Annotated in this window: 30 protein-coding genes and 1 tRNA gene; 26 read left to right on the plus strand and 5 right to left on the minus strand. The window is 62.6% G+C overall.

Translation table 11 applies throughout. The annotated features are described in order from the left end of the window. Positions 1–13: 13 nt before the first annotated feature. The 3 genes from GYA95_RS00650 to phnE are packed head-to-tail and all read left to right on the plus strand — an operon-like array spanning position 14 to position 2,393. Positions 14–808, plus strand: a complete 795-nt coding sequence (locus GYA95_RS00650) for a phosphonate ABC transporter ATP-binding protein (protein ID WP_015269001.1) — start codon at positions 14–16, stop codon at positions 806–808. Next, positions 802–1,629 (plus strand): PhnE/PtxC family ABC transporter permease, encoded by an 828-nt coding sequence (locus GYA95_RS00655; RefSeq protein ID WP_015269002.1) that lies wholly within the window; start codon positions 802–804, stop codon positions 1,627–1,629. The genes GYA95_RS00650 and GYA95_RS00655 overlap by 7 nt, the downstream gene beginning before the upstream one ends. Further along, positions 1,626–2,393, plus strand: a complete 768-nt coding sequence (phnE, locus tag GYA95_RS00660) for a phosphonate ABC transporter, permease protein PhnE (RefSeq protein WP_015269003.1) — start codon at positions 1,626–1,628, stop codon at positions 2,391–2,393. The genes GYA95_RS00655 and phnE overlap by 4 nt, the downstream gene beginning before the upstream one ends. Before the next feature lie 139 nt (positions 2,394–2,532). Here phnE and GYA95_RS00665 read toward each other — a convergent pair whose 3' ends face one another. After that, positions 2,533–3,426 carry a bestrophin family protein gene (locus GYA95_RS00665; protein ID WP_015269004.1) on the minus strand — a complete coding sequence of 298 codons (894 nt, stop codon included), beginning with the start codon at positions 3,424–3,426 and terminating at the stop codon, positions 2,533–2,535. A 220-nt stretch (positions 3,427–3,646) separates the two neighbouring features. Here GYA95_RS00665 and GYA95_RS00670 point away from each other — a divergent pair, with 220 nt between their 5' ends. Then, positions 3,647–3,940 (plus strand): type II toxin-antitoxin system RelE/ParE family toxin, encoded by a 294-nt coding sequence (locus tag GYA95_RS00670; protein WP_080604915.1) that lies wholly within the window; start codon positions 3,647–3,649, stop codon positions 3,938–3,940. Next, positions 3,937–4,233 (plus strand): addiction module antidote protein, encoded by a 297-nt coding sequence (locus GYA95_RS00675; protein WP_061303299.1) that lies wholly within the window; start codon positions 3,937–3,939, stop codon positions 4,231–4,233. Before GYA95_RS00670 ends, GYA95_RS00675 begins: the two co-directional genes overlap by 4 nt. 153 nt (positions 4,234–4,386) lie before the next feature. Here the strand turns inward: GYA95_RS00675 and GYA95_RS00680 are convergent, their stop codons facing one another. Together GYA95_RS00680 and GYA95_RS00685 are read right to left on the minus strand one after the other, a co-directional pair. Beyond that, positions 4,387–5,289 (minus strand): transporter substrate-binding domain-containing protein, encoded by a 903-nt coding sequence (locus GYA95_RS00680; protein WP_015269007.1) that lies wholly within the window; start codon positions 5,287–5,289, stop codon positions 4,387–4,389. A gap of 27 nt (positions 5,290–5,316) precedes the next feature. Beyond that, positions 5,317–6,588, minus strand: coding sequence for a D-amino acid dehydrogenase (locus GYA95_RS00685; protein WP_161551226.1), 1,272 nt, complete (start codon positions 6,586–6,588; stop codon positions 5,317–5,319). Positions 6,589–6,695: 107 nt separating this feature from the next. On the opposite strand from GYA95_RS00685, the gene GYA95_RS00690 reads away from it, so the two are divergent. After that, positions 6,696–7,601: a LysR family transcriptional regulator gene (locus GYA95_RS00690; RefSeq protein WP_015269009.1), complete on the plus strand. Its 906-nt coding sequence runs from the start codon at positions 6,696–6,698 to the stop codon at positions 7,599–7,601. A gap of 49 nt (positions 7,602–7,650) precedes the next feature. Here GYA95_RS00690 and GYA95_RS00695 read toward each other — a convergent pair. Next, a tRNA-Leu gene (locus GYA95_RS00695) sits at positions 7,651–7,735 on the minus strand. A gap of 107 nt (positions 7,736–7,842) precedes the next feature. On the opposite strand from GYA95_RS00695, the gene queA reads away from it, so the two are divergent. From queA to GYA95_RS00725, 6 genes are all read left to right on the plus strand, one after another. Continuing rightward, on the plus strand, positions 7,843–8,892 hold the full coding sequence (gene queA / locus GYA95_RS00700; protein WP_013971008.1) for a tRNA preQ1(34) S-adenosylmethionine ribosyltransferase-isomerase QueA: 1,050 nt from the start codon (positions 7,843–7,845) through the stop codon (positions 8,890–8,892). A 14-nt stretch (positions 8,893–8,906) separates the two neighbouring features. Continuing rightward, positions 8,907–10,022 (plus strand): tRNA guanosine(34) transglycosylase Tgt, encoded by a 1,116-nt coding sequence (gene tgt / locus GYA95_RS00705; protein ID WP_013971009.1) that lies wholly within the window; start codon positions 8,907–8,909, stop codon positions 10,020–10,022. Positions 10,023–10,064: 42 nt separating this feature from the next. Further along, entirely contained in the window at positions 10,065–10,400 is a 336-nt protein-coding gene (gene yajC, locus GYA95_RS00710; protein ID WP_003259111.1) for a preprotein translocase subunit YajC, read from the plus strand. 64 nt (positions 10,401–10,464) lie between these two features. Next, complete coding sequence (secD, locus tag GYA95_RS00715; protein ID WP_015269010.1) at positions 10,465–12,327, plus strand: protein translocase subunit SecD; 1,863 nt, start codon at positions 10,465–10,467, stop codon at positions 12,325–12,327. Positions 12,328–12,337: 10 nt separating this feature from the next. Continuing rightward, the gene (secF, locus tag GYA95_RS00720; RefSeq protein WP_013971011.1) at positions 12,338–13,246 is read left to right on the plus strand and encodes a protein translocase subunit SecF; all 909 of its coding nucleotides are present in this window, start codon (positions 12,338–12,340) and stop codon (positions 13,244–13,246) included. Positions 13,247–13,365: 119 nt separating this feature from the next. Continuing rightward, a complete protein-coding gene (locus GYA95_RS00725) occupies positions 13,366–13,908 on the plus strand; it encodes a glycine zipper 2TM domain-containing protein (protein ID WP_013971012.1) in 543 nt (180 codons plus the stop codon). 216 nt (positions 13,909–14,124) lie between these two features. Here the strand turns inward: GYA95_RS00725 and suhB are convergent, their stop codons facing one another. Further along, positions 14,125–14,943 carry a type III secretion system regulator SuhB gene (gene suhB / locus GYA95_RS00730; protein WP_003257850.1) on the minus strand — a complete coding sequence of 273 codons (819 nt, stop codon included), beginning with the start codon at positions 14,941–14,943 and terminating at the stop codon, positions 14,125–14,127. A gap of 151 nt (positions 14,944–15,094) precedes the next feature. On the opposite strand from suhB, the gene trmJ reads away from it, so the two are divergent. From trmJ to GYA95_RS00800, 14 genes are all read left to right on the plus strand, one after another. Next, a complete protein-coding gene (gene trmJ, locus GYA95_RS00735) occupies positions 15,095–15,850 on the plus strand; it encodes a tRNA (cytosine(32)/uridine(32)-2'-O)-methyltransferase TrmJ (protein WP_015269011.1) in 756 nt (251 codons plus the stop codon). 3 nt (positions 15,851–15,853) lie between these two features. Next, entirely contained in the window at positions 15,854–16,639 is a 786-nt protein-coding gene (gene cysE / locus GYA95_RS00740; protein WP_013971015.1) for a serine O-acetyltransferase, read from the plus strand. A 179-nt stretch (positions 16,640–16,818) separates the two neighbouring features. Beyond that, positions 16,819–17,310 (plus strand): Fe-S cluster assembly transcriptional regulator IscR, encoded by a 492-nt coding sequence (gene iscR / locus GYA95_RS00745; protein WP_008092572.1) that lies wholly within the window; start codon positions 16,819–16,821, stop codon positions 17,308–17,310. Between the two features lie 46 nt (positions 17,311–17,356). Beyond that, positions 17,357–18,571 (plus strand): IscS subfamily cysteine desulfurase, encoded by a 1,215-nt coding sequence (locus tag GYA95_RS00750; RefSeq protein WP_013971017.1) that lies wholly within the window; start codon positions 17,357–17,359, stop codon positions 18,569–18,571. A 46-nt stretch (positions 18,572–18,617) separates the two neighbouring features. Continuing rightward, the gene (iscU, locus tag GYA95_RS00755) at positions 18,618–19,004 is read left to right on the plus strand and encodes a Fe-S cluster assembly scaffold IscU (RefSeq protein ID WP_003248539.1); all 387 of its coding nucleotides are present in this window, start codon (positions 18,618–18,620) and stop codon (positions 19,002–19,004) included. A 28-nt stretch (positions 19,005–19,032) separates the two neighbouring features. Then, the gene (gene iscA, locus GYA95_RS00760; RefSeq protein WP_003257854.1) at positions 19,033–19,356 is read left to right on the plus strand and encodes an iron-sulfur cluster assembly protein IscA; all 324 of its coding nucleotides are present in this window, start codon (positions 19,033–19,035) and stop codon (positions 19,354–19,356) included. A gap of 8 nt (positions 19,357–19,364) precedes the next feature. Further along, complete coding sequence (hscB, locus tag GYA95_RS00765; protein ID WP_015269012.1) at positions 19,365–19,886, plus strand: co-chaperone HscB; 522 nt, start codon at positions 19,365–19,367, stop codon at positions 19,884–19,886. Between the two features lie 42 nt (positions 19,887–19,928). Then, positions 19,929–21,791 (plus strand): Fe-S protein assembly chaperone HscA, encoded by a 1,863-nt coding sequence (hscA, locus tag GYA95_RS00770; RefSeq protein WP_161551227.1) that lies wholly within the window; start codon positions 19,929–19,931, stop codon positions 21,789–21,791. A 3-nt stretch (positions 21,792–21,794) separates the two neighbouring features. Then, positions 21,795–22,136 (plus strand): ISC system 2Fe-2S type ferredoxin, encoded by a 342-nt coding sequence (gene fdx / locus GYA95_RS00775; RefSeq protein WP_013971020.1) that lies wholly within the window; start codon positions 21,795–21,797, stop codon positions 22,134–22,136. Between the two features lie 10 nt (positions 22,137–22,146). Continuing rightward, positions 22,147–22,347, plus strand: coding sequence for a Fe-S cluster assembly protein IscX (gene iscX, locus GYA95_RS00780; RefSeq protein ID WP_003257859.1), 201 nt, complete (start codon positions 22,147–22,149; stop codon positions 22,345–22,347). 89 nt (positions 22,348–22,436) lie between these two features. Continuing rightward, a complete protein-coding gene (ndk, locus tag GYA95_RS00785; protein ID WP_013971021.1) occupies positions 22,437–22,868 on the plus strand; it encodes a nucleoside-diphosphate kinase in 432 nt (143 codons plus the stop codon). A gap of 24 nt (positions 22,869–22,892) precedes the next feature. Next, positions 22,893–24,038, plus strand: a complete 1,146-nt coding sequence (gene rlmN, locus GYA95_RS00790; RefSeq protein ID WP_038408723.1) for a 23S rRNA (adenine(2503)-C(2))-methyltransferase RlmN — start codon at positions 22,893–22,895, stop codon at positions 24,036–24,038. A 14-nt stretch (positions 24,039–24,052) separates the two neighbouring features. Continuing rightward, complete coding sequence (gene pilW, locus GYA95_RS00795) at positions 24,053–24,814, plus strand: type IV pilus biogenesis/stability protein PilW (protein WP_015269015.1); 762 nt, start codon at positions 24,053–24,055, stop codon at positions 24,812–24,814. Continuing rightward, the gene (locus tag GYA95_RS00800) at positions 24,811–25,854 is read left to right on the plus strand and encodes a RodZ domain-containing protein (RefSeq protein ID WP_015269016.1); all 1,044 of its coding nucleotides are present in this window, start codon (positions 24,811–24,813) and stop codon (positions 25,852–25,854) included. Before pilW ends, GYA95_RS00800 begins: the two co-directional genes overlap by 4 nt.

Here is a 25,854-nt window from a genome sequence, read left to right on the forward strand (position 1 = left end):
AGTGGCTTCCAATGTGGCGATCCATCTGCACGAGGCCGGGCTGCGCCATGGCCAGGTGCGTGCGCTCGATGCCGTGAGCCTGAGTATCGGCCAGGGCGAGCGCGTCGCCATCATAGGCCCGTCGGGGGCGGGCAAGTCCAGCTTGCTGCACCTGATGGCGACCGCCGTCCAGCCCAGCAGCGGGCGCCTGGAACTGCTCGGCGAGCAGCCATGGGCGTTGTCCTCCAGAGCCCGCCAGCGCCTGCGTGCGCGGGTAGGCCTGGTGCATCAGGCACCGCCCTTGCCGCCGCGCCAGCGGGTGGTGACGGCAGTGCTGGCCGGCCGCCTGGGGCAGTGGGGCATGCTGCGTGGCCTGTTCAACCTGCTGTACCCCTGCGATGTGCCGGGGGCGCGCCAGGCACTGGCCGAGCTGGGGTTGGCCGACAAACTCTTCGTACAGTGCGGGCAATTGTCCGGTGGCCAGTTGCAGCGTGTGGGCATTGCCCGGGCGCTGTACCAGCGGCCGCAGGTGTTGTTGACCGACGAGCCGGTGTCGGCCATGGACCCGGTGCTGGCTGACCACAGTCTGGCCTTGCTCAACCGCCACGCACAGGCCAATGGCGTCACTCTGGTGGCGAGCCTGCATGCCGTGGACCTGGCGCTGGCGCACTTCCCGCGGGTGATTGGTATCCGCGAAGGGCAGGTGGTGTTCGACTGCCCGGCGCAAGCGGTGACCGAGCAGTTGCTGGATGCGTTGTATGCGAATGAACAACTGGCTTCACCACCGAGCCAGGGGCCGACCCTGACCGTGCAGATACCGCGATGCTGAAACTTGATGCCCGCGACCCGGCGCTGTGGCCGCGGTTGCTGCTGACCCTGCTGGCTGTGGCGGTGCTGTGGCCTGGCGTGCAGCTGAGCGAATTGAACCCGGCGGTCCTGCTGCAAGCGGAGAATCGCCAGCAGATCGCCAGTTTCACCAGTGCCTTCTGGCCACCAGCACACGATGCCGACTTCCTTTCCCTGCTTTATGAGGCCACCTTGCAGACCCTGGCCGTGGCCACGGCCGGCATGGCGTTGGCGTTGCTGCTGGCGGTCCCTGCCGGGTTGCTGGCCAGCCGTGCCTTGTCGCTGCGTGCCGCCTCACATGGCGGTCGCGCCGGGTTGTGGTCGCGTCTGCTACGCCTGCCAGTGCGCTGGTTGCTGATTTTCCTGCGCAGTGTGCCGGAAATCGTCTGGGCGTTGCTGTTCGTGCGGGCCGTGGGGCTGGGGCCGACGGCGGGCGTGCTGGCTATCGCCATTACCTACAGCGGTATGCTCGGCAAGGTCTATGCCGAGATCTTCGAATCGGTCGACCAGCGCCCGGCGCATGCCTTGCTGCAGGCGGGTAGTGGCCGCCTGGCTGCGTTTTTCTACGGCATCCTGCCCAGTGCGGTCTCCGAAGTGGTGTCCTACACCGTGTACCGCTGGGAGTGCGCGGTGCGCGCCTCGGTGGTGATGGGCTTTGTCGGTGCTGGCGGGCTGGGGCAGCAGATCGACCTGTCGATGCGAATGTTCGCGGGAGCGGAAGTGGCAAGCATGCTGCTGACCTTCCTGGTCCTGGTGATGCTGGCCGACCTGCTCAGCCGCTTCCTGCGCTGGAGGCTTGCATGAACCGGGTCATCAACTGGCTGGTGCTCGGCGCCATCGTGGCTGCAGTGATGGCCTCGTTCGCATACCTGGAGCTGGACTTGCAGGCGCTGGTCGGCAACGGCGGGCTGGGGCAGATGGGCGAGTATGCCGGGCGTTTTCTGCACCCGGACCTGTCTGCCGGGCACCTGCGCGCGGTAGCGCATGGGGCGCTGGAAACCTTGGCCATGTCCGGCCTGGGCACCTTGTTGGCCATGCTGCTGGGCATGCTGTTGGCGCTGCCGGCCGCTGGCCGGTTCGGTTGGCCACTGCAGGCCTGTGCGCGGTTGTTGCTGAATGCCCTGCGGGCCATCCCGGAACTGGTGTGGGCCGCGCTGACGGTGCTGGCTGCCGGGCTTGGGCCGAATGCCGGTACCCTGGCGTTGGCGCTGCACACCGCTGGCGTGCTGGGGCGGCTGTTTGCCGAGGCGCTGGAGAACGCACCGCCGGAGCCGGCGGCGGCCATCCGCTTGCAGGGCGGTAGCCAGGTGGCGGCATTCTGCTTTGGCACCTTGCCCAATCTGTGGCCGCAGTTGCTGGCTTATAGCCTGTATCGGTGGGAGAACAATATCCGCATGGCCAGCGTTCTGGGGTTTGTCGGTGCGGGTGGGTTGGGGCAGATGCTGTACACCACCTTGAGCCTGTTCCAGGAGGCCCAGGCCAGCACGGTGATCATGGGGATGCTGGTGCTGGTGTTGCTGGTGGACGCGTTGAGTGATGTGTTGCGCCAGCGCTATGTGCGGGCCTGACAGATAGCCGGGGCCGCGTTGCGGCCCTATCGCGACACAAGGCCGCTCCTACAGGCAAAGTGCCGCCTTTGATGCTTGCGCGGCCCCTTGTAGGAGCGGCCTTGTGTCGCGATGGGCTGCAACGCAGCCCCAAAATCCCTCAGGCACCCACAACTCCGGCACACTGCGCCTCCCGCTGCATCGACTCCAGGTTCCGCTCAATCGTCTCGCAAATGCTGTCCATCTGGATCTGGTGTTCACTGAATCTGAACGGGCTCTGCAAATCCGTCCCGATCCGCTCGATGGCCAGCAGCATGAAGCCCACCACCGTCGAAGCCAGCGGCGTGAACCAGCCCAGCGACTCCACCAGCCCCACCGGTACGATCAGGCAGAACAGGGTGATGAACAGCCGCGGAAAATACACGTAAGGGTAGGGCAGTGGCGTATTGGCGATCCGTTCCATGCCACCTTGGGCATTGGACAGGTCCACCAGCGTCGATTCCAGCCTTGCCAGGCGAATGCTGTCCAGCCGCCCGGCCTGGTACTCCCGCGCCAGCAACGCCGCCGAACCACTCAGAATGTCGTTGGCGAAATTGTTCGAACGGTTGCGCCGCTCGAATTCCGCTGGCGGAATGAACGCCATCAGTTCATCCGGGCAGCGCTCGCCCTTCAGGTGCGCCGCCAGGCAGTTCACATAGGCGATATGCCGACGCAGCAGGGTAGCCTTGACCGGGTTCAGGCCATCATCCGGGTCATCGATCAGCGTCAGCGCCTGCCGCGCGAAGCTGCGTGAACTGTTCACCAACGCCCCCCACAATGTGCGCGCCTCCCACCAGCGGTTGTAGGCGCTGCTGTTGCGAAAGCTCACCAGCACCACCAGCGCCGAGCCAAGCAAGGTCAGCGGGATCAACGGCAGGGTGAACTTGCTGTTGAAGAACAGCATGAAATCGATGGTGACCAGCACATCCCAGATCAGCAGCCAGAATAGCGACCAGCCGATGTAGCCGACGGTCTTCACGACCAGGCGGTACTTGCGGGTGATGATGTCTTTCACGCGGGGTACCTCGAAACGCGGGTGATGCAGGATCGGACGTCGAGGCGCGGCGAAGGTTCGGGTGTTGAATGTTGCAAGGTTTTTTATGACCGTGAAGAGAAAGGTCTGACCCCTTATATGGGAAATGCCTGAGTTCCCATATAAGGGGTAAGGCGACAGAGTGGGCCGCTTCAACACTTGAATGGGTGTATCCGTACGGATACGATTGGGTGACCACTTGATGTATCTCGTTGAACAGACGGAGAGCTTTGCAGTTTGGCTATCCAGCTTGAGAGATTTGAGGGCCCAGCTTGCGATAGGTCGTAGATTGGAGCGAGCAGCAATGGGGAATCTTGGAGATGTCAAATGGCTTGGAGGCGGTATCGGTGAGCTTCGCATCGATGTAGCTGCTGGATATCGTGTCTATTTTGCGCAAAAGGGCCAGAGGCTGGTTCTGCTGTTGGTCGGTGGAGACAAGTCCACCCAGGCCACCGATATCCTCAAAGCCAGAAAACTGCTGAAGGAGATGAAATGAGCGAAAAGTTGATCCCGTTTGATATGGCGGCCTTGTTGAGTAGTGATGAGGCCATCACTGAGTACCTTAGTCAGGTCCTCGCAGATGGCGATACCGAGGAAATAATTCGGGCACTTGGCCATATCGCTCGCGCACGGGGAATGACGCGTATCGCCACCGAGAGTGGGTTGGGAAGGGAAAGTCTGTACAAGGCACTCAGTCCAGGCGCAAAACCACGCTTTGACACTGTGCTGAAAGTCATTCGTGCCTTGGGTGTCGACCTCCTCGTTCAGCCCCATGTGGTTCCCCGCTAGCAGAACAGGGATTTCGGAGGGCTGAACGGGGCGGTTGGTCAGCTTCATGGCAGGTCATTCCTGCGCTGGCAACGGGGCGCGGCCGGAGCGGCCGAGGCCATTGCCTCCAGTACTCGGCGAGGCCGTGAGCCAGAGGGGCTGGTCGTCTGGATGCTACTCCACCGGGTCACTCACCGGCTTGGCAAAGATGGCCTTGAGTTCGCTGGTCATCGGGAATTCCAGGTTCAAGCCTTTGGGCGGAATCGGTTGTTCGAACCAGCGCTGGTAGATCCCGTTGATTTCCCCGGAACTGTACAGCTCGCCCAGCGCCGCGTTCACCAGCGCGAGGAACTGCGGGTCATCCTTGCGCACCATGCAGCTGTAGATTTCCCGCGACTGCTCTTCCCCGACCACCACCCAGTTGTGCGGATCACGGGCCTTGGCGCGTTCTCCGTAGAGCAGCGCATCGTCCATGTAGAACGCCGCTGCCCGGCCGGACTGCAACATCTGGAAGGCTTCACCATGGTCCTTGGCGCTGATCACGTACATGTCCATCTTGTTATCGACGTTGTAGCTTTTCAGATAGCGTTCGTTGGTGGTGCCGGCGGTGGTCACCACATTCTTGCCGCGCAGGTCGGCGAAACTCTTGATCCCGCTGTCTTTGGCCGTCAGTAATTGACCTTTGACATAGATGAACCCATAGGAAAACGCCACCTGCTTCTGGCGCTCTGCGGTGACGCCGGTCGAGCCGCACTCCAGGTCAACGGTACCGTTCTGTACCAGCGGAATGCGGGTTTGCGATGTCACCAGGTTGTACTTCACCTTGAGCTGGGGCAATGCCAGCTTCTGCTGTACCCGCTCGACGATCTTGTTCGCCAGGTCTACTGAGTAGCCCATGGGTTGTCCCGAATGATCTCCCACGTAGGAGAACGGCACTGAAGCATCGCGATAGCCCAGGGTAATGCTGTTGGCTCTGGCAATCTTGCTCAGGGTAGGCCCCAGCGCTGCTTCGTCAGCATGGGCCTGGGTGCCTAGCAACAGGCCAAGGGTGCAGCCGATCAACGTGATTTTTCGCATTGTTATTCTCCGTTGTAGGTGAGGGGATCAGAGACGTGCTGCAGTACGGTTATTTCCACCAGCCGCACGGGCGGTGAAACCCTGCAGGTCGATGGAGGGGCGGCGCTGGCCGATCAGTTCACTCAGCAGACGTGCGCTGGCGCAGGCCAGGGTAAAGCCCAGCGCTCCATGGCCAAGGTTCAGCCACAGATTGCGGTACGCCGTTGCGCCCAGCAGCGGTACGCCGCTGGGGGTCGCCGGCCGCATGCCGGCCCATTCGATGGCGTAGTCGTAGTCACCAGCATTGGCGAAGGTTTCGCGGGCCTGGCGTTTTAGCAGGGCCAGGCGCTTGGGGTCCAGCGACGGATCGAAACCGACAATGTCGACCATCGCCGCCACCCGCAACTGTTCACCAATCCGGGCGTAGACGATCTTGCGATCGTAGTCGGTGATGCTCAGGTCCGGCGCCTTGTGCTGTGCACCGATCGGTAATGTCAGGCTATAGCCCTTGAGTGGATACAGCGGCAGGTCGATGCCCGGCAGTGCCAGCAACGCACTGCGATGGCCGGCTGCAACGACCAATTGCTCCACCGGCAGCACTTCGTCGTCCAGTTCAATTGCATTCACTACGCCATGCGCATGGCGAATTGCGGACACCGCTTGGCCCAGGCGGAATTTGCAGCGTCCCGACGCCTGCAGGTGCGCCGCCAGTTGCTGGCAAAAGCTGTGGCAGTCGCCGACTTCTTCATCCGGGGTATAGATGGCGCCGACAAAGGGCGCCTCTGCCAGTGCCGGGTCCAGACGGGTGCAGTCGGCGTGCGACAGCACCTGTTGTTGCTGGGGCGCGGCAAGGTTCTTGCGCGCATGTTCGAAGCTGCTGGCCTGGCGGAAGGTGACCAGCTTGCCGTTGCGCCGCCAGTTGAAACCGTCCAGGCCATCCTCTTCTCGCCAAGTTTGCAAGGTCGATTGGCTCAACAGCGCTAGGCGCAACAGGTGGCCTGCGTTGGCACGGTTGACCGAGGAGCGGCAAGCACCAAGGAATGCTGCCACCCAGCGCCATTGGGCACGATCGAAGCGCGGGCGCAATCGCAGCGGCGATTCACCGCGCAGCATCCAGCCAAGGGCCTGCAATGGCACACCTGCGTCGGCCAGGGGCGCCACGTACCGATAGGACAGCTGGCCGCCGTTGGCGAAGCTGGTTTCACTGCCCAACGAATCGCGAGCCTCGATCAGCGTCACGTCAAAGCCGTCGCGTACCAGTGCATAAGCGGTTGACAGCCCAATGACGCCACCGCCGATGATGCATACATGCTGAGCCATGTCAGTCCTTGTTCTTTGTTGGAACGAGGCTGAGGTTAGGGCCAGGTGACAGGTGGCGAAAAATGAATAAAGATCGCTGAGCCATAAACAAAGGTTATGGACTTGCCATGCGCCTTCGCCATATCGAGATTTTCCAGGCCATCCGCCAGACCGGCTCGGTCAGCGGTGCCGCACAGTTGCTGCACGTTTCCCAACCTGCCGTGACCAAGGTTCTGCAGCACGCCGAGCAGCAACTGGGCTTCCCGTTGTTCCTGCGGGTGCGCGGCAAGCTGCAGCCCACGCCCGAAGCGCTGGAGCTGGAGCGTGAGGTCGACAAGGTAACGGAGAGTCTGCAAGGAGTGCGACGCCTGGCGCAAAGCCTGCGTCGCGCGCCAGGCCACAGCCTGCGGATCGGTGCGACCCCGGCACTGGCCCTGTCGCTGCTGCCGCCGGCCATTCATGAATGGACCCAGCGTTATCCGGATATCGCCTGCGAGTTGTCCAGCGCCCACAGTCGCGAACTGGTGCAGAACCTTTTGATGCGGGAGATCGATGTCGCCCTGACCTTGCAACAGCCAGATCACCCTGCGCTCAAGGCTCAGGCGCTGGCCAGCGGGGTTTTGGTGGCATTGGCACCGGCAGGTTATTGGCCGCTGGAAGATGAAGGCAAGCCGCTGCCGTTGGCGGCACTGGCCGGTGCGCCCATGATCGGGCTGTCCAGCGCCGACCCGCTGTCGGTGCGCCTCGAAAGCTACCTCAAGGCGGTGGAGCCGCCGCCACGGGTGAGCATTGCGGTGCAAACCTATTCACTGGCCAGGGCGATGGTCGAATCCGGTGCTGGGCTGGCGGTGATCGATCCCTTCACCGCACTTGGCGCGGCGCCTGGGGCGACCGCGATCAGGCCGCTGGCCCCGGCGCTGCCGATTACCTTGTATGCGGTCACCCGCACTGCCGAACCGTCACCGCATACATTGAGCGAGCTGCTGACGATTTTCAGCAGCCGTGCCCGGGGGCAGCTGGATCGCTGGCGCTGACCGGACGGGCAAAAAAAAACCGACCATAAGGTCGGTTTTTTCCGGATCTTGGTGCCCCGAGGGAGACTCGAACTCCCACTCCTTTCGAAAACGGATTTTGAATCCGCCGCGTCTACCAATTCCGCCATCAGGGCTTGTGGCGCGCAGTATAGAGAGCCACCGCTGGTCGGTCAATCGGCTTTCATGGTCAATTTTCACACATTGGGCTAAACTTCCCGGCCCTGCCGAACCGAACATCATCATGCGCGTCGCCGATTTTTCCTTCGAACTCCCCGATTCCCTGATCGCCCGCCACCCGCTGGCCGAGCGCCATGGCAGCCGTCTGCTGGTGCTCGATGGGCCAACCGGCGCGCTGGCGCACCGGCAATTCCCCGATCTGCTCGAGTACCTGCGCCCCGGCGACCTGATGGTGTTCAACAACACCCGGGTGATCCCGGCGCGGTTGTTCGGCCAGAAGGCTTCCGGCGGCAAGCTGGAAGTGCTGGTCGAGCGCGTGCTCGACAGCCATCGGGTGCTGGCCCATGTGCGCGCCAGCAAGGCGCCCAAGGTAGGCGCGGTCATCCTCATCGATGGCGGCGGCGAGGCCGAAATGGTCGCACGCCATGACACGCTGTTCGAGCTGCGCTTCACCGAAGAGGTGCTGCCGCTGCTCGACCGTGTCGGCCACATGCCGCTGCCGCCGTACATCGACCGCCCCGACGAGGGCGCCGACCGTGAGCGCTACCAGACTGTGTACGCCGAACGAGCCGGTGCAGTCGCCGCACCGACCGCAGGCTTGCACTTCGATGAGGCGTTGCTGGAGAAGATTGCCGCCAAGGGTGTAGAGCGTGCCTTCGTCACCTTGCACGTGGGCGCGGGCACCTTCCAGCCGGTGCGGGTCGACAAGATCGAAGACCACCACATGCATAAAGAGTGGCTTGAAGTGAGCCAGGAGGTGGTCGATGCCATCGAGGCTTGCCGCGCCCGTGGCGGCCGGGTAATCGCAGTCGGCACCACCAGCGTGCGTTCGCTGGAGAGCGCAGCGCGCGATGGCGTGCTCAAGGCCTTCAGCGGCGATACCGACATCTTCATCTACCCGGGCCGGCCGTTCCATGTGGTCGACGCCTTGGTCACCAATTTCCACCTGCCGGAGTCCACGCTGCTGATGCTGGTCTCGGCCTTCGCCGGCTACCCCGAGACCATGGCCGCCTACGCGGCAGCGGTCGAGCAGGGGTACCGCTTCTTCAGTTACGGTGATGCCATGTTCATCACCCGCAATCCGGCGCCACGCGGGCCCGAGGATCAAGCATGAGTCGCACCTGTCGAATGTCCTTCGAACTGCTGGCCACCGACGGCAAGGCCCGTCGTGGCCGCATCACCTTCCCACGGGGCACCGTGGAAACGCCGGCGTTCATGCCGGTGGGCACCTATGGCACGGTCAAGGGCATGCTGCCGCGCGACATCGAAGCCATCGGCGCCGAGATGATCCTGGGCAACACCTTCCACCTGTGGCTGCGCCCGGGCACCGAGGTGATCAAGAAGCACAACGGTCTGCACGACTTCATGCAGTGGAAAGGCCCGATCCTCACCGACTCCGGTGGCTTCCAGGTGTTCAGCCTGGGCGCCATGCGCAAGATCAAGGAAGAAGGCGTGACCTTCGCCTCGCCGGTCGATGGCGCCAAGGTGTTCATGGGCCCGGAAGAGTCGATGCAGGTGCAGCGTGACCTGGGCTCGGACGTGGTGATGATCTTCGACGAGTGTACCCCGTATCCGGCCGAGCACGATGTGGCGCGCGCGTCCATGGAGCTGTCGCTGCGCTGGGCCCAGCGCTCGAAGAACGCCCACGCCGACAACACCGCGGCGCTGTTTGGTATCGTCCAGGGCGGCATGTACCAGGACCTGCGCATGCGCTCGCTGGAAGGCCTGGAAAACATCGGCTTCGACGGCCTGGCCATTGGCGGTCTGTCGGTGGGCGAGCCCAAGCACGAAATGATCAAGGTGCTGGATTACCTGCCGGGCCAGATGCCTGCTGACAAACCTCGTTACCTTATGGGGGTAGGCAAACCGGAAGATCTCGTTGAGGGTGTGCGCCGCGGCGTCGACATGTTCGACTGCGTGATGCCGACGCGTAACGCGCGCAACGGTCATCTGTTCGTCGATACAGGGGTGATCAAGATTCGCAATGCGTTCCATCGCCACGATGATTCGCCGCTGGATCCGACCTGTGACTGCTACACCTGCACCAACTTCTCCCGCGCCTATCTCCATCACCTGGACAAGTGCGGCGAAATGCTGAGCAGCATGCTGAATACCATCCACAACTTGCGCCATTACCAGCGCTTGATGGCCGGTTTACGCGAGGCTATTCAACAAGGTAAATTGGCCGCCTTTGTCGACGCCTTCTACGCCAAGCGCGGGCTTCCTGTGCCGCCTTTGGACTGACTGTCTGCATCCATTATTAGAAAATTACATTAGGAGTGCCCAATGAGCTTCTTGATCCCCGCCGCTTACGCGGACGCCGCTGCACCTGCCGCCGGCCCAGCCGGTACCGGCTTCGAGTGGATTTTCCTGGTCGGTTTCCTGGTCATCTTCTACCTGATGATCTGGCGCCCGCAGGCCAAGCGTGCAAAAGAGCAGAAGAACCTGCTGAGCAACTTGCAGAAGGGTGACGAAGTTGTCACCAACGGCGGCATCGCTGGCAAGATCGTCAAGGTTTCCGATGATTTCGTGGTCCTGGAAGTTTCCGACAACGTCGAGCTGAAGTTCCAGAAGGGTGCCATCGCGGCCACCCTGCCAAAAGGTACGCTCAAGGCTATCTGAGTTACCGGTTTCATTTTTCCAGTCGGGGCGCGCAAAGCGCCCCGCGTCTTGAACGGGCGGCGTGATGCTGAACAAATACCCTCTGTGGAAATACGCACTGATCGTGCTGGTACTGGCGATCGGTTTTATTTATTCCGCTCCCAACCTCTACCCGGATGATCCGGCGGTACAGATCAGTGGTGCCAGCTCGGCGCTGCAGGTGAACCAGGCCGACCTCGACCGCGTCAGCAAGGCGCTGGGCGATGCCAAGATCGCCGTCAAGGGCGTGAGCCTGGGTGAGAAGGGCAGCGGGCTGATCCGCCTGACCAATCAGGAAGACCAGCTACCAGCCAAGGATGTAGTGCGCAAGGCACTGGGCGATGATTACGTCGTGGCCCTGAACCTGGCCCAGACTACCCCGCAATGGCTGCGCAACCTGGGCGCAAGCCCGATGAAGCTGGGCCTGGACCTGTCCGGTGGTGTGCACTTCCTGCTGGAAGTGGACATGGACAAGGCCATGAACGCCCGCATGAAAGTCTACGAAGGCGAGGTCAAGACCTTGCTGCGCAAAGAGCGCGTCCGCTACCGCAGCCTGCCTCAACAGGATGGCGGCATCATGCTGGGCTTTGCTGACGATGCTACCCGCGAACAGGCTCGTGTCCTGATCCGCAAGAATTTCAATGACTTCGACCTGACCACCACCGAGCGCAACGAGCTCGCCGTGCTGCGTCTGGCGCTGACCCAGGCGAAAGTCGCCGAGATCCGCGAATACTCGATCAAGCAGAACCTCACCACCGTCCGCAACCGGGTCAACGAGCTGGGTGTGGCCGAGCCGCTGGTACAGCGCCAGGGCGCCAACCGCATCGTGGTCGAGCTGCCAGGCGTGCAGGACACTGCCGAAGCCAAGCGTATCCTGGGTAAAACCGCCAACCTGGAGTTCCGCTTCGGTGCCGAGCCGGGTGCGTCCAAGGCCACTACCGAGGTGTTCGAGTTCCGTGAAGGCGGCCGCTCCGCCGCGGTCGAGCGCGGCCTGATCATCACTGGTGACCAGGTGACCGACGCCCAGGCCAGCTTCGACGAACAAGGTCGCCCGCAGGTGAACATCCGCCTGGATGGCCACGGTGGCGAGCTGATGACCCGCGCTACCCGCAGCAACGTCGGCCGCAGCATGGCGGTGATCTTCATCGAGCAGAAGCCGGTCACCCGCTACGTCAAGCAGACCGTCGACGGCGTCGAGAAGGACGTTGCCGTACAGAGCTTCCAGGAAGAGAAGAAGATCATCAGCCTGGCGACCATCCAGTCGCCGCTGGGCAGCCAGTTCCGCATCACCGGCCTGAACGGCCAGGGCGAATCGTCCGAACTGGCCCTGCTGCTGCGTGCCGGTGGCCTGGCTGCGCCGATGTACTTTGCAGAAGAGCGTACCATCGGCCCAAGCCTGGGTGCCGACAACATCACCAAGGGTATCGATGCGTCGCTGTGGGGCATGTTGTTCGTCTCGCTGTTCATCATCGCCATCTACCGCGCCTTCGGTGTGATCGCCACCATCGCCCTGGCAGGCAACATGGTCCTGCTGCTGGCGCTGATGTCGCTGTTGGGTGCTACCCTGACCCTGCCGGGTATTGCCGGTATCGTGTTGACCATGGGTATGGCGGTGGACGCCAACGTGCTGATCTTCTCGCGTATCCGCGAAGAGCTGAACGCCGGCATGTCGGTGCAACGCGCCATTCATGAAGGCTTCAACCGCGCCTACACCGCGATCATCGACGCCAACCTGACCAGCCTGCTGGTCGGCGGCATCCTGTTCGCCATGGGTACCGGCCCGGTCAAGGGCTTTGCGGTCACCATGTCCCTCGGGATTTTCACCTCGATGTTCACCGCCGTCATGGTGACCCGTGCAATGGTCAACCTGACCTGCGGCGGGCGTGACATCAAGAAGCTGTGGGTTTGAGGGAGCTGCGATGAAAACCATCAACTTCATGGGCGTGCGCAATGTCGCGTTCGCCGTTACCGTGCTCCTCACCGTGCTGGCACTGTTCAGCTGGTGGCAGAAGGGCCTGAACTTCGGCCTGGACTTCACCGGCGGTACGCTGATCGAGCTGACCTACGAGCGCCCGGCCGACCTCAAGGCGGTGCGTGCCGAGCTTGTCAATTCCGGCTTCCACGAGGCGGTAGTGCAGAGCTTCGGTGCCACCACCGACCTGCTGGTGCGCATGCCGGGTGATGACCCGCAGTTGGGCAACAAGGTAGCTGAAGCCCTGCAGAAGGCTGGCGGCGACAACCCGGCCAAGGTCAAGCGTGTCGAGTTCGTTGGTCCGCAGGTGGGTGAAGAGCTGCGCGACCAGGGTGGCATGGGCATGCTTCTGGCCCTGGGCGGCATCCTTATCTACCTGGCCTTCCGCTTCCAGTGGAAGTTCGCCGTGGGCGCGATCGTCTCGCTGATCCACGACGTGGTGGTGACCCTGGGTATCCTGTCGTTCTTCCAGATCACCTTCGACCTGACGGTGCTGGCAGCGGTGCTGGCGATCATCGGCTACTCGCTGAACGACACCATCGTCGTGTTCGACCGGGTGCGCGAGAACTTCCGCGTCATGCGCAAGGCCTCGCTGATCGAGAACATCAACGTTTCCACCACCCAGACCCTGCTGCGGACCATCGCCACCTCGGTTTCGACCTTGCTGGCCATTGCCGCGCTGCTGTTCTTCGGTGGCGACAACCTGTTCGGCTTCTCGCTGGCACTGTTCATCGGCGTCATGGCCGGTACCTATTCGTCGATCTATATCGCCAACGTGGTACTGATCTGGCTGAACCTGAGCAGTGAAGACCTGATCCCGCCCGCCAAGACCGATGGTGTGGACGACCGTCCATAAGGCGTGCTCCACGCCGTTTGGCGGCCAAAAAGGCGCGAGTGTTGAACTCGCGCCTTTTTTTTTACTCCAAGGCTGGGAGAAGGCGGGTCGGACCCGCGGGTGATGATCAGGAGGTTCGTGTGAACAAATCAATGCTTGTGGGTGCGGTACTGGGTGCTGTCGGTGTGACTGCCGGAGGTGCTGTCGCGACCTACAGCTTGGTCAACAAGGGGCCTGAATATGCACAGGTCACCGACGTGCAACCGATCAAACAACAGGTAAAAACCCCCCGTGAGGTCTGCAAGGACGTCGCCGTGACGCGTCAGGCGCCGGTCAAGGACCAGCACCAAATCGCCGGTACCGTGGTGGGCGCCATTGCCGGTGGCCTGCTGGGTAACCAGATCGGTGGTGGTAGCGGCAAGAAGATCGCCACCGTTGCCGGTGCGGTCGGTGGTGGTTATGCCGGTAACAAGGTGCAGGAGGGCATGCAGGAGCGTGACACCTACACCACCACGCAAACCCGCTGCAATACGGTCAACGATATCAGTGAGAAGGTGGTGGGCTACAACGTGAAGTACACCATCGGCGACAAGGTCGGGCAGGTGAAGATGGATCACGAGCCCGGTTCGACCATTCCACTGGACAAGAATGGCAAGCTGATCCTGAGCGAAGCCGGGCAGTAAGGCCCGGCGCGGTCTGCTCTTTGTAGGAACGGCCTTGTGTCGCGAAAGGGGTGCGAAGCAGCCCCGACAATCTCTGATAGGTCGCGGATTCTGGGGGCGCTTCGCACCCCTTTCGCGACACAAGGCCGCTCCTACAGGGATCGCGAAAGTCTTGGGATATGGTTACAGGCATAAAAAAGCACCCCGAGGGGTGCTTTTTTTGCCAGCAATCCGCGCTTAGCGCTTCATGTTCTCTGGCAGGTGCGGCTGGATAGCGGTCAGCACGGCCTTGAAGCATTTGATGTTGCCCGCAACGATATGGCCCTTCTCGAGGAAGTCATGGCCGCCGTTGAAGTCGCTCACCAGGCCGCCCGCTTCCTGGATCAGCAGCACGCCGGCCGCCATGTCCCATTCGGACAGGCCCGACTCCCAGAAAGCGTCAAAACGGCCGGCGGCCACGTAGGCCAGGTCCAGGCTGGCGGAGCCGGCGCGGCGGATACCGGCGGTCTGGCCAGTCAGGGCGCGGAACATGCCCAGGTAGTTGTCCAGGTCGGCCATCTGGCTGTCACGGAACGGGAAGCCGGTACCCAGCAGCGCGCCTTCCAGGCTGGTGCGCGAGCTGACACGCAGGCGGCGACCATTGAGCTGGGCGCCACGGCCGCGGCTGGCAGTGAATTCTTCCTGGCGAACCGGGTCGACGATCACGGCGTGCTCAAGGCGGCCACGGTACTTGCAGGCGATGCTGACCGCGAAGTGCGGGATGCCGCGCAGGAAGTTGGTGGTGCCGTCCAGCGGGTCGATGATCCACAGGTAATCCTTGCCTTCTTCGCCGCTACCCGCGTGCAGGCCGGTTTCCTCGCCCTGGATGGAGTGGTTCGGGTAGGCCTTGCGCAGGGCGTTGACGATGCTCTGCTCGGCGGCGCGATCGACTTCGGAGACGTAGTCCTTGGCCTCTTTCTCATCGACCTTGATGCTATCCAGGCGTTCGATGGAGCGGAAAATCAGTTCACTGGCGCTGCGAGCGGCGCGCAGGGCGATATTCAGCATAGGCTGCATGGGCGGGTCACCTGGAGATGTTAAAGAAGAAAGCCGATCATTCTAGCAGAAAACTTTGGCGGCAGAAGTGTCACATTTGCTTTCATGGCGTTACGTCTGTCGGTTCTGTAAGATCGAAGGCCCTGATTCCTGCATCTGTGAGCACAACACCTTGCTGCAAAATATTCGTGTTGTTCTGGTCAATACCAGCCACCCCGGCAACATCGGCGGCGCTGCGCGTGCCATGAAAAACATGGGCTTGTCGCGTCTGGTGCTGGTACAGCCGAAAGAGTTCCCCGCCGTGGATGCCAGTGCCCGAGCCTCGGGTGCCGACGATGTGCTGGACAATGCCCAAGTGGTCGACAGCCTCGAGCAGGCGTTGGTCGGCTGCAACCTGGTAATGGGCACCAGCGCCCGCGAGCGGAGCATCCCCTGGCCGTTGATCGGCCCGCGCGAGTGCGGGGCCAAGGCGGTGGAGCATGCCAACGGTGGCGAGGAAATCGCCCTGGTGTTCGGGCGTGAACACGCCGGCCTGACCAACGAAGAACTGCAGCGATGTCACTTCCACGTGCACATTCCCTCCAACCCCGACTTCAGCTCGCTGAACCTGGCCGCCGCTGTCCAGGTGCTCTCCTACGAGGTGCGCATGGCCTGGCTTGCCGCCGGTGCAGTGCCGGGCAAAGTCGAGAAGGTTGACGCCAGCGAGCTGGCGACGATGGACGAAATGGAGCTGTTCTACGACCACCTGGAGAAGACCCTGGTCGGTATCGGCTTTCTCGACCCCGAAAAGCCCAAGCACCTGATGCCGCGCCTGCGCCGGCTGTATGGGCGGGTGGCGGTCGAACGTTCGGAAATGAGCATTTTGCGCGGCATCCTGACCGAGACCCAGAAAGTGGTCCGGGGCGAGCCGCATAAACGGAAGGACTGACAGATGTTCGAACGCCTGCGTGAAGATATTCAAAGCGTATTCCACCGTGACCCGGCTGCACGCAACGCCTTTGAGGTGCTGACCTGCTACCCAGGCATGCACGCCATCTGGCTGCACCGCCTGGGCAATGCCCTGTGGAAGCGTGATTTCAAGTGGCTGGCCCGCCTGGTATCGAACTTCGGCCGCTGGCTGACCGGCATCGAGATCCATCCCGGCGCCACCATCGGACGGCGCTTCTTCATTGACCACGGTATGGGTATCGTCATCGGTGAAACCGCCGAGATCGGCGATGATGTCACCCTTTATCAGGGCGTGACCCTGGGCGGCACCAGCTGGAACAAAGGCAAGCGGCACCCCACCCTGGAAAACGGTGTGGTGGTAGGGGCGGGGGCCAAGGTGCTGGGTCCGTTCACCGTCGGCGCCGGGGCTAAGATCGGTTCCAATGCGGTGGTGACCAAAGCCGTGCCGGCCGGGGCTACGGCGGTTGGTATCCCCGGGCGAATCATCGTCAAGAGCGAAGACAACGAGGTCGAGGCCAAGCGTAAGGCCATGGCTGAAAAGATTGGCTTCGATGCCTACGGCGTCAGTGGCGACATGCCCGACCCGGTGGCCCGTGCCATCGGCCAGATGCTCGACCACCTGCAGGCAGTCGACGAACGGCTGGAGGGCATGTGCGGCGCCCTGACCAAGATGGGCAGTGATTACTGCGCCAAGGAACTGCCAGCCCTGCCGGAAGATGACTTCAAGGAAGTTGCCCAGGTGGCTCAGCGCGACACTCAGTCACATTGATTGCGCCGCCCTGAAATCATGGTGACATACGGGGCGTGTGCTCACGCCCCCTGTCTGCTACAATCGCGCCCGCCTCCCCGATGCAAATCCGACTAAAGCACTAGGTCTAATAGTTGACTTAAATGCTCGGGAATCGCATACTCGCTCACATCCTGTAACTCCCGTGGTACCCAATAGCCATGCGACTGACTACCAAAGGCCGATACGCCGTGACCGCCATGCTCGACCTGGCGTTGCACGCGCAGCATGGGCCGGTGTCTTTGGCCGACATTTCCGAGCGCCAGGGCATTTCCCTCTCTTATCTGGAACAGCTGTTCGCCAAGCTGCGCCGCAGCAGCCTGGTCTCCAGCGTGCGTGGTCCAGGCGGTGGCTACCAGCTGTCGCGGGGCATGGAAACCATCCAGGTGGCCCAGGTCATCGATGCGGTCAACGAATCGGTCGATGCCACCCGTTGTCAGGGCCTCGGGGACTGCCATGCCGGTGATACCTGCCTGACCCACCACCTGTGGTGCGACCTCAGCCAGCAGATCCATGAATTCCTCAGCGGTATAAGCCTGGCCGACCTCGTCATGCGCCGTGAGGTGCAGGAAGTCGCCCAGCGCCAGGACCTGCGTCGTGTCGCAGGCCGAACCGCCCAGCTGGACAAGATTGAGACGTCCGCCGTCGATTGATCCCACCGGGACGACGAGCGACGCCACCGCCTGATAGGAGAGACAAATGAAGTTGCCGATCTACCTCGATTACTCCGCGACCACCCCGGTCGACCCACGCGTGGCCCAGAAGATGGCCGACTGCCTGCTGGTCGACGGGAACTTCGGTAACCCGGCTTCGCGCTCCCACGTCTTTGGCTGGAAAGCCGAGGAAGCGGTCGAGAACGGTCGCCGCCAGGTTGCCGAACTGATCAACGCCGATCCGCGCGAAATCGTCTGGACCAGCGGTGCCACCGAGTCCGACAACCTCGCACTCAAGGGCGTCGCGCACTTCTATCAGACCAAGGGCAAGCACATCATCACCTCCAAGATCGAGCACAAGGCGGTCCTGGATACCGCTCGCCAGCTGGAGCGTGAAGGTTTCGAAGTCACCTACCTCGAGCCAGGCGAAGACGGCATCGTCACCCCGGCCATGGTCGAGGCGGCGCTGCGCGACGACACCATCCTGGTTTCGCTGATGCACGTGAACAACGAAGTTGGCTCGATCAACGATATCGCCGCCATCGGTGAACTGACCCGCTCGCGCGGCGTGCTGTTCCATGTTGACGCCGCGCAGTCGGCCGGCAAGGTCGAAATTGACCTGCAAAAGCTGAAGGTCGACCTGATGTCGTTCTCGGCGCACAAGGTCTACGGCCCGAAAGGCATCGGCGCACTGTACGTCAGCCGCAAGCCTCGTGTACGCCTGGAAGCCATCATTCACGGCGGTGGCCATGAGCGCGGCATGCGTTCGGGCACCCTGCCGACCCACCAGATTGTCGGCATGGGCGAAGCCTTCGCCATCGCCAAACAGGAAATGGCCGCGGAAAACGTACGCATCAAGGCCCTGAGCGACCGCTTCTTCAAGCAGGTCTCGGACCTCGAAGAGCTGTACGTCAACGGCAGCAAGACTGCCCGCGTACCGCACAACCTGAACCTGAGCTTCAACTACGTCGAAGGCGAATCGCTGCTGATGTCGCTGAAGGATATCGCCGTATCGTCCGGTTCGGCCTGCACCTCCGCGTCGCTCGAGCCGTCCTACGTATTGCGCGCCCTGGGCCGCAATGACGAGCTGGCGCACAGCTCGATCCGCTTCTCCTTCGGCCGCTTCACCACCGAAGAAGAAGTCGACTACGCCGCGCAGAAAGTCTGCGAGGCCGTGAACAAACTGCGTGAGCTGTCGCCGCTGTGGGACATGTACAAAGACGGCGTTGACATCTCCAAGATCGAGTGGGCCGCCCACTAAGCAGTCGCCGGCAAGAGCGGCTCCCTGATGAGGAAGGAATTGCACCATGGCATACAGTGAAAAGGTCATCGACCACTACGAAAACCCGCGCAACGTCGGCAAGATGAATGCCGAAGACCCGGACGTCGGTACCGGCATGGTCGGCGCCCCGGCCTGCGGTGACGTGATGCGCCTGCAGATCAAGGTCAACGAGCAGGGCGTGATCGAAGACGCCAAGTTCAAGACCTACGGCTGCGGTTCGGCCATCGCTTCCAGCTCCCTCGCCACCGAGTGGATGAAGGGCAAGACCCTGGACGAAGCCGAAACCATCAAGAACACCCAGCTGGCCGAAGAACTGGCGTTGCCGCCGGTCAAGATCCACTGCTCGGTACTCGCCGAAGATGCCATCAAGGCAGCCGTTCGCGATTACAAGCAGAAGAAAGGCTTGATCTAAGTCGCCTGTTGCGAGGTAAGGAGTCCTGATGGCTATCAGCATGACAGAAGCCGCCGCCAACCACGTGCGGCGTTCCCTGGAAGGGCGCGGCAAGGGCGAAGGCATTCGCCTGGGCGTGCGCACCACCGGTTGCTCGGGCCTGGCCTACGTGCTGGAGTTCGTCGACGAGCTGGCGGACGAGGACCAGGTGTTCGAGAACCATGGCGTCAAGGTGATCATCGATCCCAAGAGCCTGGTCTACCTCGATGGCACCGAACTGGACTTCGTCAAGGAAGGGTTGAACGAAGGCTTCAAGTTCAACAACCCCAACGTGCGCGGTGAGTGTGGCTGCGGCGAAAGCTTCAACGTTTGAGGCTGGCTGTGGGTACTCCTTGTCATTTCGCATTGTTTGACCTCCAGCCAAGCTTCCGCCTGGATCTCGACAAGCTGGCCACTCGCTATCGCGAGCTGGCCCGCGAAGTCCATCCCGACCGCTTTGCCGACGCCTCCGAGCGCGAGCAGCGCGTGGCGCTGGAAAAGTCCGCGGCCCTCAACGACGCCTACCAGACACTGCGCAGTGCGCCGCGTCGCGCCCGCTACCTGCTGGCCATCGGCGGCCACGAAGTGCCTCAGGAGGTCACGGTCCACGACCCCGACTTCCTGTTGCAGCAGATGCAGTGGCGTGAAGAGCTCGAAGAACTGCAGGACGAAGCCGACCTCGATGGCGTGGCCGTGTTCAAGAAGCGCCTGAAGGTCGCCCAGGACACGCTGAACGAGGACTTTGCCGCCTGCTGGGACGCCCCGGGCGAGCGCGACAAGGCCGAACGCCTGATGCGCCGCATGCAGTTCCTCGACAAGCTCGCCCAAGAAGTGCGCCAACTGGAAGAGCGCCTCGACGATTAACCCGGTGCTGCCCGTGATAGCACCTAAGGTATTCAGATAAGCATGGCCCTACTGCAGATTGCCGAACCCGGTCAAAGCCCTCAGCCGCATCAGCGCCGCCTGGCGGTGGGGATCGACCTGGGTACCACCAACTCCCTGGTCGCCGCACTGCGCAGCGGCCGTAGCGAGCCCCTGCCCGACGCGCAGGGCAATGTCATTCTGCCGTCCGCGGTGCGCTACCTCGAAGGGCGCAACGAAGTGGGGCAGGCTGCACGCGATGCCGCTTCCAGCGACCCGCTGAACACCGTGCTGTCGGTCAAGCGCTTGATGGGGCGCGGCCTGGCCGACGTCAAGCAACTGGGCGAGCAGCTGCCGTACCGCTTCGTTGGCGGTGAGTCGCACATGCCGTTCATCGACACCGTGCAGGGGCCGAAAAGCCCGGTGGAAGTGTCCGCCGATATCCTCAAGGTGCTGCGCGAGCGTGCCGAAGCCACCCTCGGTGGTGAGCTGGTGGGCGCGGTTATCACCGTGCCGGCCTATTTCGACGATGCCCAGCGCCAGGCCACCAAGGACGCTGCGCGCCTGGCCGGCCTGAACGTGCTGCGCCTGCTCAACGAGCCGACCGCCGCTGCCGTGGCCTATGGCCTGGACCAGAACGCCGAAGGCGTGGTGGCCATCTATGACCTGGGCGGCGGTACCTTCGACATTTCCATCCTGCGCCTGACTGCCGGCGTATTCGAAGTGCTGGCCACCGGTGGCGATACCGCCTTGGGCGGTGACGACTTCGACCACGCCATCGCTGGCTGGATCATCGAGCAGGCCGGGCTGTCATCCGACCTGGACCCGGCCACCCAGCGCGCACTGTTGCAGACCGCCTGCGCCGCCAAGGAAGCCCTGACCGACGCCGACGTGGTCAGCGTCAGCCATGGCACCTGGCAGGGCGAGTTGAGCCGCGCCGGTTTCGAAGCCATGATCGAGCCCATGGTCGCCCGCAGCCTCAAGGCCTGCCGCCGCGCCGTGCGTGACAGCGGTATCGAGCTGGAAGAAGTCAGCGCCGTGGTCATGGTCGGTGGTTCGACCCGCGTACCGCGTGTGCGTGAAGCCGTCGGAGCACTGTTCGGCCGCACCCCGCTGACCTCGATCGACCCCGACCAGGTGGTGGCCATCGGTGCCGCCATCCAGGCCGATACCTTGGCCGGCAACCGCCGCGAAGGTGGCGAACTGCTGCTGTTGGATGTCATCCCGCTGTCGCTTGGCCTTGAGACTATGGGCGGGCTGATGGAGAAGGTGATCCCGCGCAACACCACCATCCCGGTGGCGCGTGCCCAGGAGTTCACCACCTATAAAGATGGCCAGTCGGCCATGATGATCCACGTGCTGCAGGGCGAGCGCGAGCTGATCAGCGATTGCCGCTCGCTGGCGCGCTTCGAGTTGCGTGGCATCCCGGCCATGGCCGCCGGTGCGGCAAAGATCCGCGTCACCTTCCAGGTCGACGCCGACGGCCTGCTCAGCGTCGCCGCCCGCGAGCTGGGCTCGGGCGTGGAAGCCAGCATTCAGGTCAAGCCGTCCTACGGCCTGACCGACGGCGAAATCGCCCGCATGCTCAAGGATTCCTTCGAACACGCAGGTTCCGACAAGCAGGCCCGCCAGCTGCGCGAGCACCAGGTGGACGGCGAGCGCCTGCTCGAAGCGGTACAGGGCGCCCTGGACGCCGACGGCGAACGCCTGCTCAGCAGTGACGAGCGCGACGCCATCGAATTCCAGATGCAAGAACTACGTGATTTGCTGGCCGGCACCGATGGCGCAGCCATCGAGCAACAGACCAAACGTCTGTCGCAGGTGACCGACGCATTTGCCGCCCGTCGCCTTGATTCGACGGTCAAAGCCGCACTGGCCGGGCGCAACCTGAATGAGATCGAGGAGTAACCGATGCCGCTGGTGACATTCCTGCCGCACGAGAAGTTCTGCCCCGAAGGGCTGACCGTGGAAGTCGAGACCGGGACCAACATCCTGGAGCTGGCCCACGACCATCACATCGAGATGGAAAGCGCCTGCGGCGGCGTCAAGGCCTGCACCACTTGCCACTGCATCGTGCGCAAGGGCTTCGACTCGCTCGAAGAAGCCGACGAACTGGAAGAGGACATGCTGGACAAGGCCTGGGGCCTGGAGGCTCAATCGCGCCTCGGCTGCCAGGTGGTTGTCGCTGACCAGGACCTGGTCATCGAGATCCCCAAGTATTCGCTCAACCACGCCGCCGAAGCGCCGCACTGAGGTTTACCCCATGAGCCTGAAATGGATTGATGTACTTGAGATCGCCATCCAGCTTGCAGAAAGCAAGCCGGAAGTCGATCCTCGTTATGTGAATTTCGTCGATCTGCACCGCTGGGTGCTGGCCTTGCCAGAATTCAGCGACGATCCGTCACGCGGCGGTGAGAAAGTGCTCGAGGCCATCCAGGCGGCCTGGATCGAAGAAGCCGACTGAACGCGTCCTGCAGGTTAGGCAATCCCCTGGAACCCGCGTATAATTCGCGGGTTTAATTTTTCGCAACACTCATTTTTCTGGAGTTTTCCATGGCTGTTCAACGTACTTTCTCCATCATCAAGCCTGACGCCGTTGCCAAGAACGTCATCGGCGAGATCACCACTCGTTTCGAGAAAGCCGGCCTGCGCGTCGTCGCTTCGAAAATGAAGCAACTGTCCAAAGCCGAAGCCGAAGGCTTCTACGCCGAACACAAAGAGCGCGGCTTCTTCGGTGACCTGGTTGCCTTCATGACTTCCGGCCCGGTCATCGTTCAGGTTCTGGAAGGCGAAAACGCCGTTCTGGCCAACCGCGAGCTGATGGGCGCCACCAACCCGAAAGAAGCTGCTGCCGGCACCATCCGTGCTGACTTCGCCGTTTCCATCGACGAAAACGCTGTTCACGGTTCCGACTCGGAAGCTTCGGCTGCCCGCGAAATCGCTTACTTCTTCTCCGCTACCGAGCTGTGCGACCGCATTCGCTAAGCGAAGCAGGTCTTGGGTGATTCCATGAGTGACATGACTGGCAAGATCAACCTGTTGGGCCTGACCCTGCAGGAAATGGAAAAATTCTTCGAGTCGATCGGAGAGAAGCGTTTTCGTGCCGGTCAGGTCATGAAATGGATTCACCACTATGGCGTCGACGATTTCGCCGCCATGACCAATGTCGGCAAGGCCTTGCGCGAAAAGCTCGAGGCCGTTGCCGAGATTCGGGGCCCGGAAGTGGTCAGTGAAGACATTTCCGCCGACGGTACCCGCAAGTGGGTGGTCCGCGTTGCCTCCGGCAGCTGCGTCGAGACCGTCTACATCCCCACCGACGATCGCGGCACCCTGTGCGTGTCGTCGCAAGCCGGCTGTGCCCTGGACTGCAGCTTCTGCTCCACCGGCAAGCAAGGCTTCAACAGCAACCTCACCGCCGCCGAAGTGATCGGCCAGGTGTGGCTTGCCAACAAATCCTTCGGGACCGTTCCGGCCAAGATCGACCGCGCCATTACCAACGTGGTCATGATGGGCATGGGCGAACCCCTGCTGAATTTCGACAATGTCATCGCCGCCATGAAGATCATGATGGAAGATCTGGGCTATGGCATTTCCAAGCGTCGCGTCACCCTGTCCACCTCGGGCGTGGTGCCGATGATCGACGAGCTGGCCAAGCACATCGACGTGTCGCTGGCCCTGTCGCTGCACGCACCGAACGACGAACTGCGCAACAAGCTGGTACCGATCAACAAGAAGTACCCGCTGAAGATGCTGCTGGAATCGTGCATGGGCTACATGTCCACCCTGGGTGGCAAGCGCGTGCTGACCATCGAGTACACCCTGCTCAAGGACGTCAACGACCAGCCTGAGCATGCTGCGCAAATGATCGAGCTGCTGCGCGACGTACCCTGCAAGATCAACCTGATCCCGTTCAACCCGTTCCCGCACTCGGGCTACGAGCGGCCGAGCAACAACGCCATTCGCCGCTTCCAGGATCTGTTGCACCATGGTGGCTTCAACGTCACCACCCGCACCACCCGTGGTGATGACATCGACGCTGCCTGTGGTCAGCTGGTCGGCCAGGTCAACGACCGCACCCGCCGCAGCGAGCGCTACATCGCTGTGCGCCAGCTGTCCGCGGACGCCGAGCTGCAAGACAGCCCCGTCAGCCACTGACCGGGACCTTGCCCATGAGCCTGCGCGCCGCGCTGTCGATCCTTGCGCTTTCGCTGCTGGCCGGCTGCGTGTCGGGTGGCGCGGGCGACCCCCTGGCCAGCCGCCAGGGCAGGGCAGAGGCGGGGCGGGCCTATGTGCAGCTTGGGCTGGGTTATTTGCAACAGGGTTTGACCGAGCAGGCCAAGGCGCCGCTGGGCAAGGCCCTGGCCCTGGATGGTGGTGATGCCGATGCGCACGCCGCCCTGGCGCTGGTCTTTCAGGCCGAAGGCGAGCCTGCGCTGGCCGAAACGCACTTCCGCAAGGCGCTGAAGGCACGTACCGGCGACACGCGAATTCGCAACAATTACGGCAGTTTCCTTTATGCTCAAGGCCGATTTGCCGAGGCCGAGCAGATGTTTCGCCTTGCCAGCGCCGATACCCTGTATCCTGAGCGCTCACGCGTTTACGAGAACCTGGGCCTGACCGCCCTGAAGCTCGAGCGCCGCGACCAGGCCCATGCGTATCTGCAGAAAGCTCTGCAACTCAACCAGCGGCAGCCGAAAGCCTTGCTGGAAATGGCTGAGTTGTCCTACGAAAACAGGCATTATGTGCCGGCCCGGGACTACTACGATCGTTTCAGCCAGTTGAGCGACCACGATGCCCGTAGCCTGCTGCTGGGCAGCCGCCTTGCCAGGGTATTCGACGAGCAAGGCACACTGGCCGAGCTGGGCCAGCAATTACAACGACTTTATCCCGGTACGCCGGAATATCAGCAATACCTGTCGGAGCAACGATGAAAGCCGCGCATCCCGAAGTAGCAGTAGCGCCTGGCCAGAACCCCGGTGAGCTTTTGCGTCAGGCCCGTGAGAACCGGGACTGGTCACAAGCCGAGGTGGCCCGCAAGCTCAACCTCACTGTCAGTTCGTTGAACCACGTGGAAACCGGCGCCTTCGACAAGCTGCCGGGGCATACCTTCGCCCGTGGTTATATCCGCGCCTATGCCAAGCTGATGGACCTGGACCAGGCTGCCCTGGTGGACGCCTTCGACCGTTACACCGGCACCCACGCCAAAGGCAGCGACGTGCACTCGCTGGGCCGTATCGAAGAGCCCGTGCGCCTGTCGCACAACATTCTGCGTGGCGTCAGCCTGCTGCTGCTGGTGGCAGTGGTCGGCGGCGGCTTCGTCTGGTGGCAGGACCAGGGCAGCCTGCGTGGCAAGGAGCTGGCCAAGATTGCCCTGGAGCACGTCGAAGTCGAAAGCGCCGACGGCACCACCCAGATTCACCCGCTCGATGAGCCTGAAGACCAGGCTGTTTCCGCTGGCCAGCAGCCTGAGAGTGCGCCGCTGCCGCTTGAGCAGGGCGCAGCCGATCAGCCTGCCGCCGTACCGGCACCGGCAAGCCCGGCACCTGCCGATACCGCTGCCGTAGTACCGACACCGGCCCAGCAGGCGCCTGTGCCAGCGATCGCCAGCGCACCTGCTGCCGCGCCTGCGCCGGTAGCACCGGTTGCCCCGGCCCCGGCGGCTGTTGCACCTGCTACACCTGTAGCGGCCGTGGCCGCTGCCGAGCCTGCCGCCGCCGCAGTGCCGGCTGGCAGTGCCAAGGTCGCCATCCAGTTCGTCGCCGATTGCTGGACCCAGGTCACCGACGGCAACGGCAAGGTGCTGTTCAGCGCCATCAAGCGCAAGGGGGACAACCTCGAGCTGACCGGCAAGCCGCCGTTCTCGGTACGCCTGGGCTTTGCCCGTGGCGCCCTGGTCAGCTACAACGGCCAGGCCGTCGATGTTGCCCCGTTCACCAGTGGCGAGACCGCTCGCCTGAAGTTGGGACAGTAA

It is taken from the genome of Pseudomonas asiatica, from assembly GCF_009932335.1.
Taxonomy (GTDB): domain Bacteria; phylum Pseudomonadota; class Gammaproteobacteria; order Pseudomonadales; family Pseudomonadaceae; genus Aquipseudomonas; species Aquipseudomonas asiatica.